The organism is Tateyamaria sp. Alg231-49 (assembly GCF_900143535.1).
GTDB lineage: Bacteria > Pseudomonadota > Alphaproteobacteria > Rhodobacterales > Rhodobacteraceae > Tateyamaria.
On sequence record NZ_FRFA01000002.1, the window covers coordinates 188,069 to 203,503 of the forward strand.

The window sequence follows — 15,435 nt, forward strand, 5'->3', positions numbered from 1 at the left end:
GGTTAGGCGAGATGATGAACCTCTTGCAACCCGTAAACCGGGGTGGGGATACCTTCCATCCTTGCCTTTATCTGCAAGGCTAGAAATTGCGAATAGTGCCGTTACTGGTGCAAGTTGCCGCCATGCATCCACAGGTTTGGCACCTGCGTCGGCTTCCACATATTGCGTTGTTCACCTTCCCATGGACCGGGGTCTTTGGTGGTGTCGGAACCGAGGCCCCAGCACTTACCAAGTTGGTCAGCCATGTCCTGCCCCATCAGGTCAGCAACCCAGCCATTCATCGAATTGTACCCTGTCGCATAAACCACAAGGTCCGCGTCCAGATGGGTGCCGTCATCAAGGACAACGCCCGTTTCATCAAGTTCCACGACCTGACCGCGTTTGAGTTTGATTTCGCCGTCGATGATCAGCTGACTTGCTCCGATATCAATGTAGTAGCCTGATCCACGCCGCAGGTACTTCATGAACAGACCACTGTCGTCATCGCCCCAGTCGAGCCAGAACCCGGCCTTTTCGAGCCCGTCGTAGAAATCCTTGTCCTGCTCTTTCATCGCCGCATAGGCGGGGATCTGGAATTCGTGCAGGATCCGATAGGGTAGGGACGCAAAGATCAGGTCAGCTTTCTCGGTTGTCACGCCCGCCTTAACGGCGCGTTCGGAATAGAGATCGCCCAAACCGAATTCCATCAAGGTATCGGAGCGCACGATATGGGTTGATGACCGCTGCACCATGGTCACATCTGCATCCGCCTCCCAAAGCGCTGCGCAAATGTCATGGGCCGAATTGTTTGACCCAACAACGACAACCTTCTTGCCTGTCCACTGATCGGGACCGTCATGTTCAGATGAATGTTGTTGGACGCCTTTGAAGGTGTCCATGCCGGGGAACTCTGGCATCCGTTTCTTGCCTGACATGCCTGTCGCCATCACAAGTTGCTTGGGCTTTAGAACGACATCTTTGCCGTCCCGGTCGACCACAATGGTCCATTCACCCGAGGCTTCGTCGAATGTCGCGGACTTGGCTGAGGTCTTGGTCCAGTAGTTGAGCTCCATGACCTTGGTGTACATCTCAAGCCAGTCGCCGATCTTGTCCTTGGGGGAAAAGACGGGCCAGTTGTCCGGGAATTTTAGATAGGGCAAATGATCGTACCAGACGGGATCGTGCAGGCACAGGGACTTGTACCGGTTGCGCCAACTGTCGCCGGGCCGTTCGTTCCGTTCGACGATGATCGTTGGCACGCCCAGCTGACGCAGGCGTGCGCCCATCGCGATGCCGCCCTGACCGCCACCGATAATGACGCAATACGGTTGCGTATCATAGCCAAGCTCAGCTTCTTCTCGTGCGCGTTCTTCGGCCCATGTGGTCCGGTTTTTTCCAGCGCCGTGCTTGGCCCCCAATGCCCGGAGTTCGCCGGCTGGTTCCTCATGCCCTTTCAGTTCGACCAGCGTGGTCAGAAGCGTCCAGATTTTGTCGCCCTTGAGGCGGACCAATCCGTATCCCCGGCCAACTTCGGTTTCGAATGTGATCCATGCAGTGGTCACGCCGCCGTCCTCCGCTGGCGCCTCTCCCTCTGCGATTTTCCAATCGCGAGGCTTTGTGGTGGCCAGTTGTTGGGATAGCATATCGCCGACCTGGTCTTTTCCCTTGACCGTCTTGATATTCCACGTGAAACTCACCAAATCACGCCAATAACAATCATCCTCGAACATGTCGCAGGCGCGTAAAATATCTCCCTTGGCGAGCGCGTCGCCAAAGCTGTCCAGGAACGCCTGAGTTTGATCTAAAACCGTGGTGTCTAACATTGTGTCCTCCCATTAATCGCTGCAATGACACTGAAAATTGCGCAGAGATTCTGCCGGTGTCCGGACGACCATACCCTTCAAACATTGCTGCTCCGAAGTTTTTTGGCTATGAGCGGAAGACTGTGCATGTCGCGTTTGGCGTTTAAAAACTGAAGGCACTGCTAAGCTAAATTGACGCGGAGCTGGCAGGAGGGCACGACAAAGGCTGGCAAGCCTGCAGACTCTGGTAGATCTGTCCATTGCTCAGGGGTGTGACTGGCGCACCAAACGTCACTGTATTGGCACGAGGGAACAACTGTTTTTGCGTGCCACAGGCGACTTAACTGCCGATCCTATCGGCCCACACCGCAACCGTTGCTGCCATCGATTTTAAGTGGTCCGCGTGGGTAAAACCTGAAACGCGTTTGCGTGGTTTCAGATCGTGATCGCCGTCTTCAAACCAACTCATCTGGATTGCCGAGGACAGATCATATGCGGCGACTTCATCTGTAGAACCAAACGGGTCGCGCGTTCCCTGACAGATCAGAGTTGGTGTTTGCAGCCCCATCAGATGCTCAGTGCGCAGCTTTTCCGGTTTGCCAATAGGGTGGAACGGGTAACCCACACAGAGCAATCCCGCGATGCGATCGGCGTTGAACAGTTCGTCCGCAATCATACTTGCGACACGGCCGCCCATCGACTTGCCACCGATGATCATAGGCCCGTCGATCTGAAGCGCGTCGACTGCTGCCAAGTACTCGTGGTTCAACTTGTCTGCGCGGGGAGGGGGCCTCTTGGTGCCATCCGTCCGGCGGTTTGCCATGTAAGCAAACTCAAAGCGAACAACCCTGAGGTCTTGCGCGGCAAGCGCTTGGGAAATGGCTGTCATTGCTGGGGAATCCATCGGGGCACCCGCGCCGTGTGCCAGAAGCACGGTAGCTTTTGAGGTATTGGGGCCAAGCTCCAGAAAGTCGATTGCCATTGTCACCTTGGTTCCATTGGTTTTGCGTTGGCATATTCATGCAGGCAGGGGGCACACAACTTCGATCAGAGATGGTCCGCTGCTGGACAGTGCGGTGGAAAGTGCTGTTGCAAAACCGTCGGCATCCTCTGCGCGCGTGCCTGGTACGCCGTGACCTTTGGCCAAAGACACCCAGTCCAGCATTGGATTTTCGACGTCAAACATGGCCTGAGCATTCTGTCCAAAACTCTCGACCCCCACGTTCGTGAGTTCATCGCGCAGAATTTGATAACCACGATTTGCAAACACGATCACGGTGATGTCCAGATTTTCGCGTGCCATGGTCCATAGGGATTGCAGCGTATACATAGCGGATCCATCCCCGGTCAGGGCAATCACCTTTCGGTCCGGGCAAGCGATTGCGGCACCCGTGGCACAAGGTAGACACAGCCCGATTGCTCCGCCTGTACCTGCAAGCAGATCGTGCGGGCGCGCGGTGGCTGTTGGCGGTATGACATGAAATCCTGAGGTCACGGATTCATTGCAGACAATGGCGTTTTCTGGGATCAGCGCAGCGAGCGTCAAACCAACTTTTTCGAGGCTCAGTTGACCGCTGGGAATTGCAGGAAGATCAAGCGGAACGGCTTGTGTTTCGGTTTTGTTGGTTACTCCGACCGCATCGGCCAGCGATTGGATCGTCCATTCAATGTCATCTGTTGGCGCGCATAGATCCATAACCGGACAATGCGAAGGTTCGGGAACGCTCGGTTTTCCGGGATAGGCAAAGAAGGCGACGGGCCGGTCTGTTCCAAGCAGGGTAATCGAAGACGTATCTTTAAGCTGAGCGATTTTGGGCGTTACGGGATACACCAGTTGGTCCAACCGAGTTGTCCCTGCACCTTTGGAAATGCGCGGTATCAGAGTGTCGGCCAACAGGCGACACCCCGTCGCGGACGCAATTTTTCCGGCCAGTTCACGCAGTGGCCCGAACAGGGCTGACCCGCCGATCATCAGCGCGGCATGTGGCGTCGTCAGTCGCACCGCTGCGGCCTCGATATCCTCGGGTGATGGCCGGTGAAGGATTTCTTGGGCGCCCAACCGTTCTGCGGCGGCGCTGGCCGGGTTCCATGCGGTATCGGCTGGCAGGACAAGTGTTGAAATCTGGCCGTTTTGCGAGCGGGCCGCCTGAACCGCGGCGGATCCATCCAAAGCGACATCAGCGGCACTGGACGACACCCGTGTCCAGTGGCTGACGGCATGGCTGATACCAAGTATGTCTCCCTTCAAGGGGCTTTCATATCGCTGGTGATGTGTTGCGTGATCCCCGACGACATTAACGATTCCGGATCCTGCCTTGCGGGCGTTGTGCAGATTGGCGAATGCATTGCCAAAACCCGGCGCGAGATGCAGGAGCGTGCCTGCAACATCCCGTTTCATCCGAAAATACCCGTCTGCCGCGCCTGTTGTGCCACCTTCGAACAGGCAAAGAACGCAATTCATGTCGGTGTGCTGATCCAAGGCGGCCACGAAATGCATTTCTGAGGTGCCGGGATTTGCAAAGACTGTGTCCACGCCATTGTTCAAAAGCGTTTTTACGAGCGATTGGGCGCCGTTCATCATGTTTCCCCTAACCTCAGTGAGTGCAGTCAATTGCTGCGAATGCTCGCACGAAAACTGTTTCACACACACACCTAATCTGTCGGGCGGAGTGTTTGGAAGGGTGTCTTGGCCTGACTATGGCCTGACTTTGGGGTTGTCTCGTTTGTTTAAGTTTGGTGTCAGAGCACTGCTTCGAGCGAACAAGGAAGTGTTGCTGAGGGCGCCAACATACCGCTCAGAGCCCAAAGCAGTTGGATTGAAAACGCGGTCTTTGCGGACGTTCATATGCGCATTCCGTAATGACGCATCTTATGTCGTCACTGCGGCTATTCAAACTGACCTTTCGAGGGGGGGGCAGTTTGCAAAACTCTGCGAGGTCGAAGAGCCTTGCAAGGATGCGACGGGCCATCACGCACTGTTTGATTGGACTGATCCGAGTATTGGCAATGGCACGTGAGAGTGCGACCTTCATTCGTTTTGAAATCGTCGCCTACATGCGTTTTTTGCCATCGCGTTCTGCGCCAAAAACACGATCCTTGCCAGGTTCCTAGCTTTCGCGGAAGGCCCGGGCAAAGTAGTCGGTCAAAGGTTTGGCGAGATAGTTGAGCGGTGAGCGTTCTGCGGTTTTTATGAACGCCTCGACCGGCATGCCGGGCAGGAGAGTCTGGCCACCCAGTTTTTCCATCTCGCCCTCAGAAGGAATAAGCTCAACCTGATAATAGGACACACCAGACGCTTGGTCGGTAAACACGTCGGCGGATAGTTTGGTGACACGGCCAAACACTTCGGGCGTCATGCGCTGATCAAAGGCGGCAAAGCGCAGTGACGCCTCTTGCCCGACATGCACCTGATCCACATGGATCGGGTCAATCCGAGCGGAGACAATCATCGGTTGATCCTGCGGGATGATAAACATGATCGGTTCTGCGGGTGAGACCACGGATTGCAATGCAAAGACCCGGGAGTCGTAAATCACGCCGCCGACAGGTGCGCGCAGTTCGGTGCGGGACAGTGTTTCGAGCGTGCTCAGGCGGCGTTGCACCAATTCGATTTCCTGAAACTGTAAGTCGCGCAAGGTCGAGATAGCCTCTTCGCGCAGCCGCGTTGTCAGAGCGATCCGCTCAATATTCAGAGCTGCGATCTGGCCACGCAGTTGCGCAACATTGGCGGTCAGGCTGCCGATTTCACCCAGCAGGCGCGCCTGCTCGCGCTGCAATGCCGAAACGCGCGCGGCAGGCGTCAGACCTTTTTCAAACAAGCTTTGGGCGTCGACCAACTCGGTTTCGATCAACCCCCGTTGCGTCGCAAGTGCTGCAAGCTGCGCGCTGGCCCCATCGATCTGGTTTTCGGCCTGTGCAATTTGCTCGGCAATCTGTTCTTCGCTTTGGCGCAACGTGTCTGCGCGCGCCTCAAACAGGCGTTGCTGTCCGTCAATCAGACCTTGCACCGCAGGGTCTGTGACTGCTTCTGCCAAAAGTCCATCTGGGGCGGGCAACGCATTCAGCCCGTCGCGCTCTGCTTGCAACCGCGCCTTACGTGCCAACAACTCAAAGAGTTGCCCTTCGAGAATAGCCAGCTCTGAGCGTAACTGTCTGTCATCAAAGCGCAGCACCACGTCGCCGGATGCGACGAAGTCGCCATCCTTGACCAAGAGTTCGCCGACCACCCCCCCCTGAGGATGTTGCAGGACCTGCCGGTTGGATTCGACTTGGATCATTCCCGATGCGATCACGGCGCCCGCAATGCGAGCGTTTACACTCCAATAGCCAAGAACACCCACAAGGACGATCAGGGCGCCTGCGCCGACCAAGAGAGGTCCAGTGGCCTTCCACTTACGTTCGTCTTTTTTCTCGGCGCTCATGACTGCGATACCTTTGTGAGCGTGCGCTGAATGTCACGCACGTTGCTCACCGTCGATTTCAACACTTCGTCGCGCGGTCCATCGGCCTTGATGCGTCCGTCTTCGATGACCAGCAATCGGTCACATTCGGTGATGGCAGTTGGACGATGGGTCAGAATAATGACAGATCGGTTGCTCGCCTTGAACTCTCGCACTGCAATGTTGAGCGCGACGGACCCTTCATGGTCGAGTGCCGAGTTCGGTTCATCCAGCACCAACAAAACAGGATCGCCGTAGAACGCCCGCGCCAGCGCGATCCGTTGTTTCTGACCGCCTGACAACTGGCTATCTTCGCTTAGGACAACCGTTTTGTATCCATCCGGCAGAGACAATATCATTTCGTGGGCATTGGCCCGTTTCGCGGCCTCGACGATCTTTGCGTCATCGGGAGCGGTGCTCATGCGTGCAATGTTTTCGGCAATTGTGCCGTTAAACAGGACCACATTCTGGGGCAGGTAACCGATGTAGGCCCCCAAGGCATCGGCACCGTATTGATCTACGGTTGCCCCGCCAAACCGGACCTCGCCTGCCACCACACGGGTCAGGCCCATAATGGATTTTGCCAGCGTAGATTTACCTGATCCACTTTTGCCGATGACACCCAGGACTTCGCCCTCGGACAGATAAAAGTTTATGGCCGATAGGGTCGGGGCCTTTGCACCTTGCGACATCACAGTAACGCCAGTGAACATTACGTTAGGCGCCGGTGTGGGCAGGGCATGAGTTTGCACTTCGGGCGGTGTGGTTTTCAGCAACTCCGCCAATGCAGCCCATGCCGCGCGTGCGCGTTGGACCATCGGCCACTGACCGATGGATTGTTCGATCGGCGCCAGCGCGCGGCCCAACAGAATTGAGCCCGCAATCATCGCCCCGGCCGTCATTTCGCTTTGCAACACCAGATAAGCGCCGACGCCCAGCATCGCCGATTGCAAAAACAGCCGGAATGTTTTGGTCATCGCTGTGAACAGACCTGTCCAGTCGCTTGATTTGATCGTGTCGCTTAGCGCCTTGTCACGCATCAAATGCCAGCGCGCAGAAACCGCTGTTCCCATCCCCTGTGAGCGCACAACCTCGGCCGAGCGTCGCACCTGTTCGGCAAAGGCGTTGGCCTGACCTGATGCTATTTGGGCGTCCAGCGTCTTGTTCCGCGTCAGAAGGGCGTTCAGCAAGGTGATGACGATGAGCAACGCCCCACCAAAAACGGCCAACCACCCCAGCACAGGATGAAAAATGAAAATTGCAGCAATGAAGAAAGGCGTCCACGGCACGTCAAACAACGCCAGCATGACAGGTGAAGTGAAGAGGGTTTGAACTGACTCGAGATCGCGCAAACCGCTTGCTGGCGCGCCACGTTCTTTGGGTAAGAGGGCACGCTGAAGCACAGCATCAAACACCCGGTCATCCAGACTGGATTGAAAACGAGCGCCGAAGCGCGCCAGAACCCGACCGCGCGCATAATCCAGACAGCCCATCAAAGCATAAAGCGCCGCAACGAGAATAAACAACGCGACCAGCGTTTCTTCGGATCGTGATCCCAGCACCCGGTCATAGACTTGCAACATGAACAAGGGACCGGTCAGCGTCAGAATGTTCACAAAAACGCTGAACAGAAAAACGGACCACAAAAGCCACAAGCCTTGGGCGCGCGCAGCCCGCAACTCGGGCAGGCCAATTGGTGTTTCAATCGTCACTGTGAAATACCGATCTTTGGTTCAATTTCCATCACAGCGGGCAGTACTCCCCAAATCGCTAATTGTATTTCTCAGGCACAGTTGCCCAATGTTACACACTGTCTGTGGTGAAGTAAGGGCATCATCGGCATTTTCCATCCCAAACCACGCGTCTTGGGCAAGGCTAGCGGATCTATTGGTGCGCAGAGCAAAAACCATCGTTGATGGTCCGCCCGGCGTGTTCGCTGCGAGCAGGTGCAAAGCGGCGACAGGAAGTGGGGTTTCCCCGCAGTCCATACCCAAAGACGCTTTGGTCGAAAAATCCCGTCGCTCATGCGTTCTGTCAAGAATTGGAAACTTGTAGAAACAAACGACGTGATGGCGATGGTGTGCAAGGAATTTACCTAATTTTAATAGTGTTTTAGCCAAAGGGCGCGCCTGTTCCAGCGGCCTTTATCTGACAACAGGTTTACAGAATCTGACCCCCTCGAAATCCTCGAAACATTTCTTTGGCGAATTTTCGATTGTTTGGTCTGGGCTGAGGCCGTCGTTTTAGGTGGCGGCCACAGGGATTGCCTTGGTCTGTTCCGGCACGTGGACCGGTAGCCAGATTTCGAAACACGCGCCGCCTTCGGGCATGTTGCGTGCCCGGATCAAACCGCCCGCCCTTTGGATCAGCGTCTGCGAGATGGACAAGCCAAGGCCAGTCCCTTCGGCCTGTTTGGTGCTGTAGAACGGGGCAAAAACCTGATCGATCAGCGCGGGATCAATGCCCGGCCCGGTGTCTTGAACCGACACCGCGACACCCGCGATGCTGTCGCGATCTGATGGTTCTACCCGCAACGTCAGGGTCCCATGCCCGCCCATTGCCTGCACCGCGTTCATGATCAGATTGATCAGAACCTGCTGCAATTCGCCGGGATCGATGCGCACCTGCAGGGTCGTGTCCGTTTGCGTCTTTACCTCAATATTGCCCTGCGACAACACATGGTTGACCAGCACCAGACAATCCTTGACCACTGGGGCCACAGGCACCGCCTGTTCTAGGTCGGCAAACTCGCCGGGGCGGGCAAATTGCAGCAACTTGCCAACAATGGTCTGAATCCGCGACACTTGACGGTCAACGAGGCCCAGTTCCGTCTGGATCGCGGCGCTGCCCTCGCCAAGACTTTCGCGGATCACGTCCACATTGCCCTGAATGACGGCAACCGGGTTGTTGATTTCGTGTGCGACGCCCGCCGTAATCTCGCCGATCGAAGCAAGTTTTTCGCTCATCACCAATTGGCGAAACGTTTCTTCGAGCTTTTCATTGGTGCGTTTGAGTTCGGCCGTGCGCTTGTCCACCCGGTCGTTGAGGTCCTGATTAAGCGTGCGCAGTTCGCGGTCGCGCTGTTGCACCTGATCCAGAAGGTCATCAAGGTGGCCCGCCACCTGTCCCACCTCGTCGTTCGCTTCACCGAGGTCGATCCTCGCAGACAGGTTACCGCCTTGGACCAGTGACATGGTGTGTGTCATCCGCTCAAGCGGGGCAAAAATGCCTTTGGCCAGCCGTAGGAACAGCGGCGCAGACAGCAAGAGGACAGCTGCAAAGGCACCAAGGATCCACAGGAACGCATTGCGCTTGGCGGCGGTAAACGGTTCTTCGAGAAAGCCGACGTATAGCATACCAACATAGGTGCCAAAGCTATCGGTGAGCGGCAGATACCCTGAAATGTACCAGTCATTCACCACAAACGCCCGGTCCAGCCACGTCCGTCCGTTGCCGAGCACCTCGCCCCGTACCGCGGCCGAGACGCGGGTGCCAAGGGCACGCACATCTTCGAACATGCGCACATTGGTCGACACGCGCACATCGTCCAGAAACAAGGTGGCCGTGCCCTGACGCAGCGCGCCTGTTTCTTCTTCGAGATAAACCAGCGCGTTGATCGTATCGATGAACGCCAGATTGCGGTTCAGCAAGACGCCGCCCACCAACACTCCGGCCCTGTCTGGTAAAGCCACGGGCGTGGCCGAATGGATCACCATGCCGCGATCCTCGACCGTGCGGTCAGTCGGGACAGCGGCCTCGGTTTCGATCAGCGACAGGCGCGCGCGGGCGGCAAGTTCGGGCGATATCGCCTCGAGGTCCGGGCCCGAAAAAATGTCGATCTCGGTTCGGCTGGTGCCAGTTGCGGCCATGTCGATCACAGGCCAACTGGCTTGAACATCGCCCACGTCTTGCATCGATAAGTAGTAGAGAAAATCCAAGCCAAGTTCGCCACGCTTGGCATCAAAGAAGGCGTCGAAATCTTCTGGTGAGGCTTGCGCGAACTCCACAGACCCGGCCACGGCCTGCAACTCTTCGCCTGTCCCAACCATCAGGCGGGACAGATACTGTTCGGCAATCCGTAAATCGCTTTCTACATTGGCAATCAGCACCTGATCGTAATCCGCAGTCCAACGCGTCATGCCCAGAAAAAGCATCAGCGGCATCAGCAGCACCATGGGTGCCAGAGCAAGGATCATCAGGCGAAAGCGGACAGAGTTCATGAGATCACGCTATCAAAGCGGGCTGGTTTCCGCAAAGCTGCGCAGAAAGGTCAGATAAACAGGGCCGGGGTCGTGCGGTGGGCTTGGTGCTCTAGGCATAGCCGCGCCGCTCTTTTTCGATCTGGTATGGATCATGGCGGTGATGCCCCGCTCGCCAACGCAAATGCCCGCCGTGAATTTTGCAGCCTTTGGACAAAAGGGCCCGCTGCCTGCGCGCTTATGGCGCCCCTTGGGACAAGCTGGGGAAACCCGCAAACAGGGCTGGTAACACCCCGCAAAAACGGTCAAATTTGGCGTCGAAAAGTGCAGGGAGGATCGGCCATCGTCGATCTATGGGAAGGGTTGTACCAAGCCTTTTGGCTGGTCGTCACATTCGATGCAGAGTTGGCAGAGATCGCGCTCCGCTCGCTTCGCGTCACCCTGACCGCGTTGGTTATCGCCTGCCTGATCGCCCTCCCGTTATCTGCACTTCTGGCGGTCCGCCGGTTTCGTTGGCGACGCACCGTGATTGCCATTTTGAACGCGCTTATGGGGTTGCCGCCCGTGGTCGTGGGATTGATCGTCTATATTTTTCTGTCCCGTTCAGGACCATTGGGCGCGCTTGGGTTGCTGTTCACCCCAACCGCAATGATCGTGGCGCAGGTGATCATCATTGTGCCTCTCATCGCCTCAATCGCGCACCAGTCATTGCGCGACCTCTGGGCGGAATATCACGACCTGCTCATTTCACTTAACGTTTCGCAGTTTCAAAAAATCCGCACGCTTTTGTGGGATGCACGGCGTGCGCTGTTGACGGCCGCCTTGGCTGGGTTTGGCCGTGGGACCGGCGAGGTTGGAGCCATCATGATCGTGGGCGGCAACATCGACCACGCGACCCGCGTTTTGACCACCGCCATCGCACTGGAAACCGGCAAGGGTCAGTTTGCGCTCGCGCTTGCTTTGGGATTTGTCCTGATCGCTTTGGCACTGAGCGTAAATCTGGCGATCCACTGGGTGGGCCAAACGGAACGGGACAGCCGATGGTGACCGAACTGTTTCCCTTGACCCTTGAGGGCGCCGAGACCTCGCGTCGTGGCAAGCGCCTTGTCGGGCCGGTTGATCTGCGGCTTGACGGTGAGGGGTTGTGCGTGGTGATTGGGCCGAACGGGGCGGGCAAGACCACGCTTTTGCGGTTGATGCACGGTACTGCGCGGCTGACCGGCGGGCGTATCAATTGGGCTTGTGCGACGGATCAGGCGCGGCACCATCAGGCCTTTGTCTTTCAGCGACCCATCGTCTTGCGTCGTACGGTCGAAGAAAACCTGACCTACCCGTTGCGTTTGCGGCGTGTGGCCAAAGCGGAGGCGCGCACGGCGGCGCGGGAGTGGGCAGAGCGGGTTGGCCTTTCGCAATTGCTGGGCCATCGGGCAGGGGTTTTGTCAGGTGGTGAACAACAAAAGCTGGCCATCGCCCGGGCCTTGATCACAAACCCCGCATTGGTGTTTCTGGACGAACCAACCGCCTCGCTTGACGGGCGGGCCACGCGCGAGATTGAGGGCATTCTGCAGCAAGCCAAGGCGGATGGAACGCGCCTGATCCTGTCGACGCATGACATGGGTCAGGCCCGGCGCATCGGCGATCTGGTTGTGTTCATGTTGGGCGGCAAAGTGCACGAAACCGCACCCGCATCTGCATTCTTTGACACCGCAACGACGCCCGAGGCGCGGGCATTTATCAATGGAGACATTGTCGAATGAAACAGACACTGGGATTGGCCATTCTTGCCATTTTTGCAACTGGCATCGCCCATGCCGATGCGCTGCGCATGGCGGTCACAACGTCCTTTCACAACTCCGGTCTGGCCGAAGTTCTGTTGCCCGAAATCAAGGATGACTTGGGTTTGGAGGTGCAGTTGTTGGTGGTTGGCACGGGGCAGGCGCTCAAGCTTGGTCAGGCGGGGGATGTCGATGCGATCCTTGTCCATTCCCGGGCGTCTGAAGAGGCGTTTGTTGCTGACGGATACGGCACGCACCGACGCGAGATCATGTACAATGACTTTGTCCTGATAGGCCCTGCTGCGGACCCTGCGCGCATTCAGGGCGCGGCTGAGGTCACGGATGCGCTGTCTGCCATAGCGGCGGGAGAGGCCAGTTTTGTCAGCCGTGGCGACGACAGCGGGACTCATAAGAAAGAAGTGAGTTTGTGGACTGGCGCGGGTCTTGACCCGGACAGTTTTGGGCCGTGGTATCGCGCGGTTGGCTCAGGAATGGGCGCTGCACTGAACACCGCGTCGGGCCTTGACGCCTACATCATATCGGACCGGGCCAGTTGGCTGAATTTCGGAAATAAGGGTGATCTGGCGCTGTTGTTTGCAGGCGACCCGGTGTTGTTCAACCAATATGCCTTTTTGCCTGTAGATCCCGCCCGGCATCCGCACGTCAAAGCCGAACTGGTGAACAAGCTGGAAGGGTGGCTCACGTCACCGCGCGCTGCTGCTTTGATCGATGGCTATATGATTGATGGCGAAACACTTTTTGTGTTCAACGCGAAATAAGCCGTGTCCGATAGTCAGTGATCCATATCACCATGAATGGCGAACTGATCCAGCCCCGCATCCTGCGGCTGGATCGAGCGGAACGCTTCGCGGACCCCCGACTCTGTCAACTCTCGGGCGACGGTCAGCAGAGTGTTGGGGCCATGATCTTCGCAAAGCTCGACCATGTGGGCCAACTCTTCGGACGCCACAGGCGTGGCCGCCTCAACCGAAGGTGCCCCGTAATAGGTAACGAAGTGTTGGGCCAAAAGCGCGGTTAGCGTTTCCAACTCGGGCTGTTCCAGCTGTGTCACAGCAACGAATGTCACGCGCCCGCCGGTTTCCAGACCAAGCCACCCGTTTGCAAAGGCTTGTCGCGCTTTGCCGGTCAGATCGCCTTCGCCCCAGTCGGAGAACTCAAAGCCGCCGGAAATGCACCATTCGCCGGTGCGGGCCGGGCTGGCAAAGACGTTCATGTCGCTTTCGTCAAAGTGGATCGCGCGGGCGAGTTTCATCACGTGGTCTCCAGGACGGTGGTGAGAGGGATCAGATGGGTTGAGTCTGCGTCACGCAAGAGCATGCCAAACTCTTCGTCGATGCCAAGAAATGTGCCGGTCAGAGACTGGTTAGTCGCCTCTTCGCCAATGCCATGCGCAATGCCGCGCCACTCGGAATGCAGACTGGCGCTGCCGTCTGTTTCCCATCGGTTCAGCCAATTCAAGGTATGGCGCGCCCAAGCCTCGAGCAGGTGAGGCGGTGAGACATCGGCGCACCCCTCGGCAAACAGCGCGGTTTCATCCGGGGTCAGGCCGGTGTCTTCAAAGGGGGGGACAAGCGGCAGAGTAAAGCCCACCACCAGCCAATCAGGTACGGCCTTTGGATCAGTGTCTGACGCCATCGCTCGAAATGCGCCGCAGCGCGCGCCGTTCACGCGAATGCCGCCGTACCAGTCGAGATGCACGGCAACTTCGGGCGGAGCCAACGCGCCCAACGCGTTTTGCAGACCCACACCGCACAGAGGCAGCATGGCCATGGCCGTCTGCAATGGCACCTCGGGTGCGAAAACCAAGGCTGCTTCCAGCGCATCGGCCCGCAATTTGTAAGCGATAAGACCGGCGTCACACCCCAGCGTCGCCTTCATCACCGCATGGTCAAAAGCGTGGTCGGGTGCGGCTTCGCCCCACATCAGTGGTGGAAAGGTGACCTCTGGTGCGTCACTCATGCGACACCCTTTGCAATGAGGGCCGCCGCGACGTCCTGAAACGCCTTGGCTTGTGGTCCGTCTGGCTGACTGACAGTGATCGGTGCGCCCCCGTCAGAGGCAAGGCGGATTTGCAGATCCAGCGGCACCTCGGCCAAAAGAGGGATGTCCAGTTTTGCGGCTTCTGCCGCGACGCCGCCGTGGCCAAACACATGCTCTTCATGGCCGCAGTTTGAACAGATATGCGTGCTCATATTCTCGATCATGCCGACGATGGGCACATTTAACTGGTTGAACATGTCGATGCCTTTGCGGGCGTCAATCATGGCCACATCCTGCGGTGTGGATACTATGATCGCACCATCCACCGGGGCTTTTTGTGCCAGCGTCATCTGCACGTCGCCGGTGCCCGGCGGCAGATCCACGATCAGCACATCGAGTGCACCCCATTGGACCTGCGTCATCATCTGTTGCAACGCGCCCATCAGCATGGGGCCACGCCAGACCACCGCCTGATCCTCGTTCGTCATCAGGCCGATAGACATCATCGTCACGCCATGGTTGCGCATCGGCAGGATCGTCTTGCCATCGGGTGAAGCGGGGCGCCCGGACACGCCGAGCATGCGTGGCTGCGACGGGCCGTAAACATCAGCGTCCAAAAGACCAACGCGCCGCCCCTGTTGCGCAAGCGCGCAGGCGATATTGGCGGACACGGTCGATTTGCCCACGCCGCCCTTGCCCGATGCAATCGCCAGAATGCGGTCGATACCGGGGATTTTCTGCGGGCCTTTCGGCTCTGCCGCTTTGGACGGGCGCAGGTCAGGTGGGGGGGCCTTTTCGGTGTGGCCGGTCAGCACGATGGACACCTGATTGATGCCCTCCATCGCGCCCAAAGCGGCCTCGGCCTTGCTTTTGATGTCTTCATAGATCGCGGCGTCTGCCGGGTTGATTTCCATCACAAAGCGCACAGCGCCGTCCGCCACATTCAACGCCCGCATCACACCGCTGGACACGATGTCGCCGCCCGGTGCCTCGAGGCCCTTGAGAACGTCGAGTACTTGTTCCCTGCTTGTGCTCACGCGTCAGTCCTGCCCGGAAATTGTGCCGGAGACCTCGTGGGTCATCCCCAGCTCTTCGATGGTGATCACAGCCTTGACCGCGTAGCTTTTGCCACTGGCGCCGCCCGTGCGCACCGCCTCTTCGATCGCCTGCTGCGAGGTCACGCCGACCTGTTTCAGGAATTTGCGCATGGACATGTTGAAGTCGTCGCTCATGGGTTTTG

General features: G+C 57.7%; 12 protein-coding genes and 1 pseudogene. 3 read left to right on the top strand and 10 right to left on the bottom strand.

Annotated elements, in window-relative coordinates:
* Positions 1 to 2 precede the first annotated feature (2 nt).
* From DHN60_RS04570 to DHN60_RS04595, 6 genes and pseudogenes are all read right to left on the bottom strand, one after another.
* Positions 3 to 1,802 (bottom strand): annotated as a pseudogene (locus DHN60_RS04570) (NAD(P)-binding domain-containing protein).
* A gap of 319 nt (positions 1,803 to 2,121) precedes the next feature.
* Positions 2,122 to 2,763, bottom strand: coding sequence for an alpha/beta family hydrolase (locus DHN60_RS04575; RefSeq protein WP_108836106.1), 642 nt, complete (start codon positions 2,761 to 2,763; stop codon positions 2,122 to 2,124).
* Positions 2,764 to 2,799: 36 nt separating this feature from the next.
* Positions 2,800 to 4,362 (bottom strand): acetolactate synthase large subunit, encoded by a 1,563-nt coding sequence (locus DHN60_RS04580; RefSeq protein WP_108836107.1) that lies wholly within the window; start codon positions 4,360 to 4,362, stop codon positions 2,800 to 2,802.
* Positions 4,363 to 4,888: 526 nt separating this feature from the next.
* Positions 4,889 to 6,202, bottom strand: a complete 1,314-nt coding sequence (locus tag DHN60_RS04585) for an HlyD family type I secretion periplasmic adaptor subunit (protein ID WP_108836108.1) — start codon at positions 6,200 to 6,202, stop codon at positions 4,889 to 4,891.
* Positions 6,199 to 7,932: a type I secretion system permease/ATPase gene (locus tag DHN60_RS04590; protein WP_234423518.1), complete on the bottom strand. Its 1,734-nt coding sequence runs from the start codon at positions 7,930 to 7,932 to the stop codon at positions 6,199 to 6,201. Before DHN60_RS04590 ends, DHN60_RS04585 begins: the two co-directional genes overlap by 4 nt.
* A gap of 531 nt (positions 7,933 to 8,463) precedes the next feature.
* Positions 8,464 to 10,440 carry a HAMP domain-containing sensor histidine kinase gene (locus DHN60_RS04595; protein ID WP_108836109.1) on the bottom strand — a complete coding sequence of 659 codons (1,977 nt, stop codon included), beginning with the start codon at positions 10,438 to 10,440 and terminating at the stop codon, positions 8,464 to 8,466.
* A gap of 321 nt (positions 10,441 to 10,761) precedes the next feature.
* On the opposite strand from DHN60_RS04595, the gene DHN60_RS04600 reads away from it, so the two are divergent.
* From DHN60_RS04600 to DHN60_RS04610, 3 genes are read left to right on the top strand one after another with little or no spacing between them, the layout of a single operon-like run.
* On the top strand, positions 10,762 to 11,466 hold the full coding sequence (locus DHN60_RS04600) for an ABC transporter permease (RefSeq protein ID WP_108836341.1): 705 nt from the start codon (positions 10,762 to 10,764) through the stop codon (positions 11,464 to 11,466).
* Positions 11,460 to 12,176, top strand: a complete 717-nt coding sequence (locus tag DHN60_RS04605; protein WP_108836110.1) for an ATP-binding cassette domain-containing protein — start codon at positions 11,460 to 11,462, stop codon at positions 12,174 to 12,176. Before DHN60_RS04600 ends, DHN60_RS04605 begins: the two co-directional genes overlap by 7 nt.
* Positions 12,173 to 12,973: a substrate-binding domain-containing protein gene (locus DHN60_RS04610; protein WP_108836111.1), complete on the top strand. Its 801-nt coding sequence runs from the start codon at positions 12,173 to 12,175 to the stop codon at positions 12,971 to 12,973. The genes DHN60_RS04605 and DHN60_RS04610 overlap by 4 nt, the downstream gene beginning before the upstream one ends.
* Positions 12,974 to 12,987: 14 nt before the next feature.
* Here DHN60_RS04610 and DHN60_RS04615 read toward each other — a convergent pair whose 3' ends face one another.
* The 4 genes from DHN60_RS04615 to DHN60_RS04630 are packed head-to-tail and all read right to left on the bottom strand — an operon-like array spanning position 12,988 to position 15,427.
* A complete protein-coding gene (locus tag DHN60_RS04615) occupies positions 12,988 to 13,467 on the bottom strand; it encodes a DUF6505 family protein (protein WP_108836112.1) in 480 nt (159 codons plus the stop codon).
* A complete protein-coding gene (locus tag DHN60_RS04620) occupies positions 13,467 to 14,174 on the bottom strand; it encodes a biotin/lipoate--protein ligase family protein (protein WP_108836113.1) in 708 nt (235 codons plus the stop codon). The genes DHN60_RS04615 and DHN60_RS04620 overlap by 1 nt, the downstream gene beginning before the upstream one ends.
* Positions 14,171 to 15,232: an Mrp/NBP35 family ATP-binding protein gene (locus tag DHN60_RS04625; protein ID WP_108836114.1), complete on the bottom strand. Its 1,062-nt coding sequence runs from the start codon at positions 15,230 to 15,232 to the stop codon at positions 14,171 to 14,173. The genes DHN60_RS04620 and DHN60_RS04625 overlap by 4 nt, the downstream gene beginning before the upstream one ends.
* Positions 15,233 to 15,235: 3 nt before the next feature.
* A complete protein-coding gene (locus tag DHN60_RS04630; RefSeq protein WP_108836115.1) occupies positions 15,236 to 15,427 on the bottom strand; it encodes a DUF6494 family protein in 192 nt (63 codons plus the stop codon).
* Positions 15,428 to 15,435 lie beyond the last annotated feature (8 nt).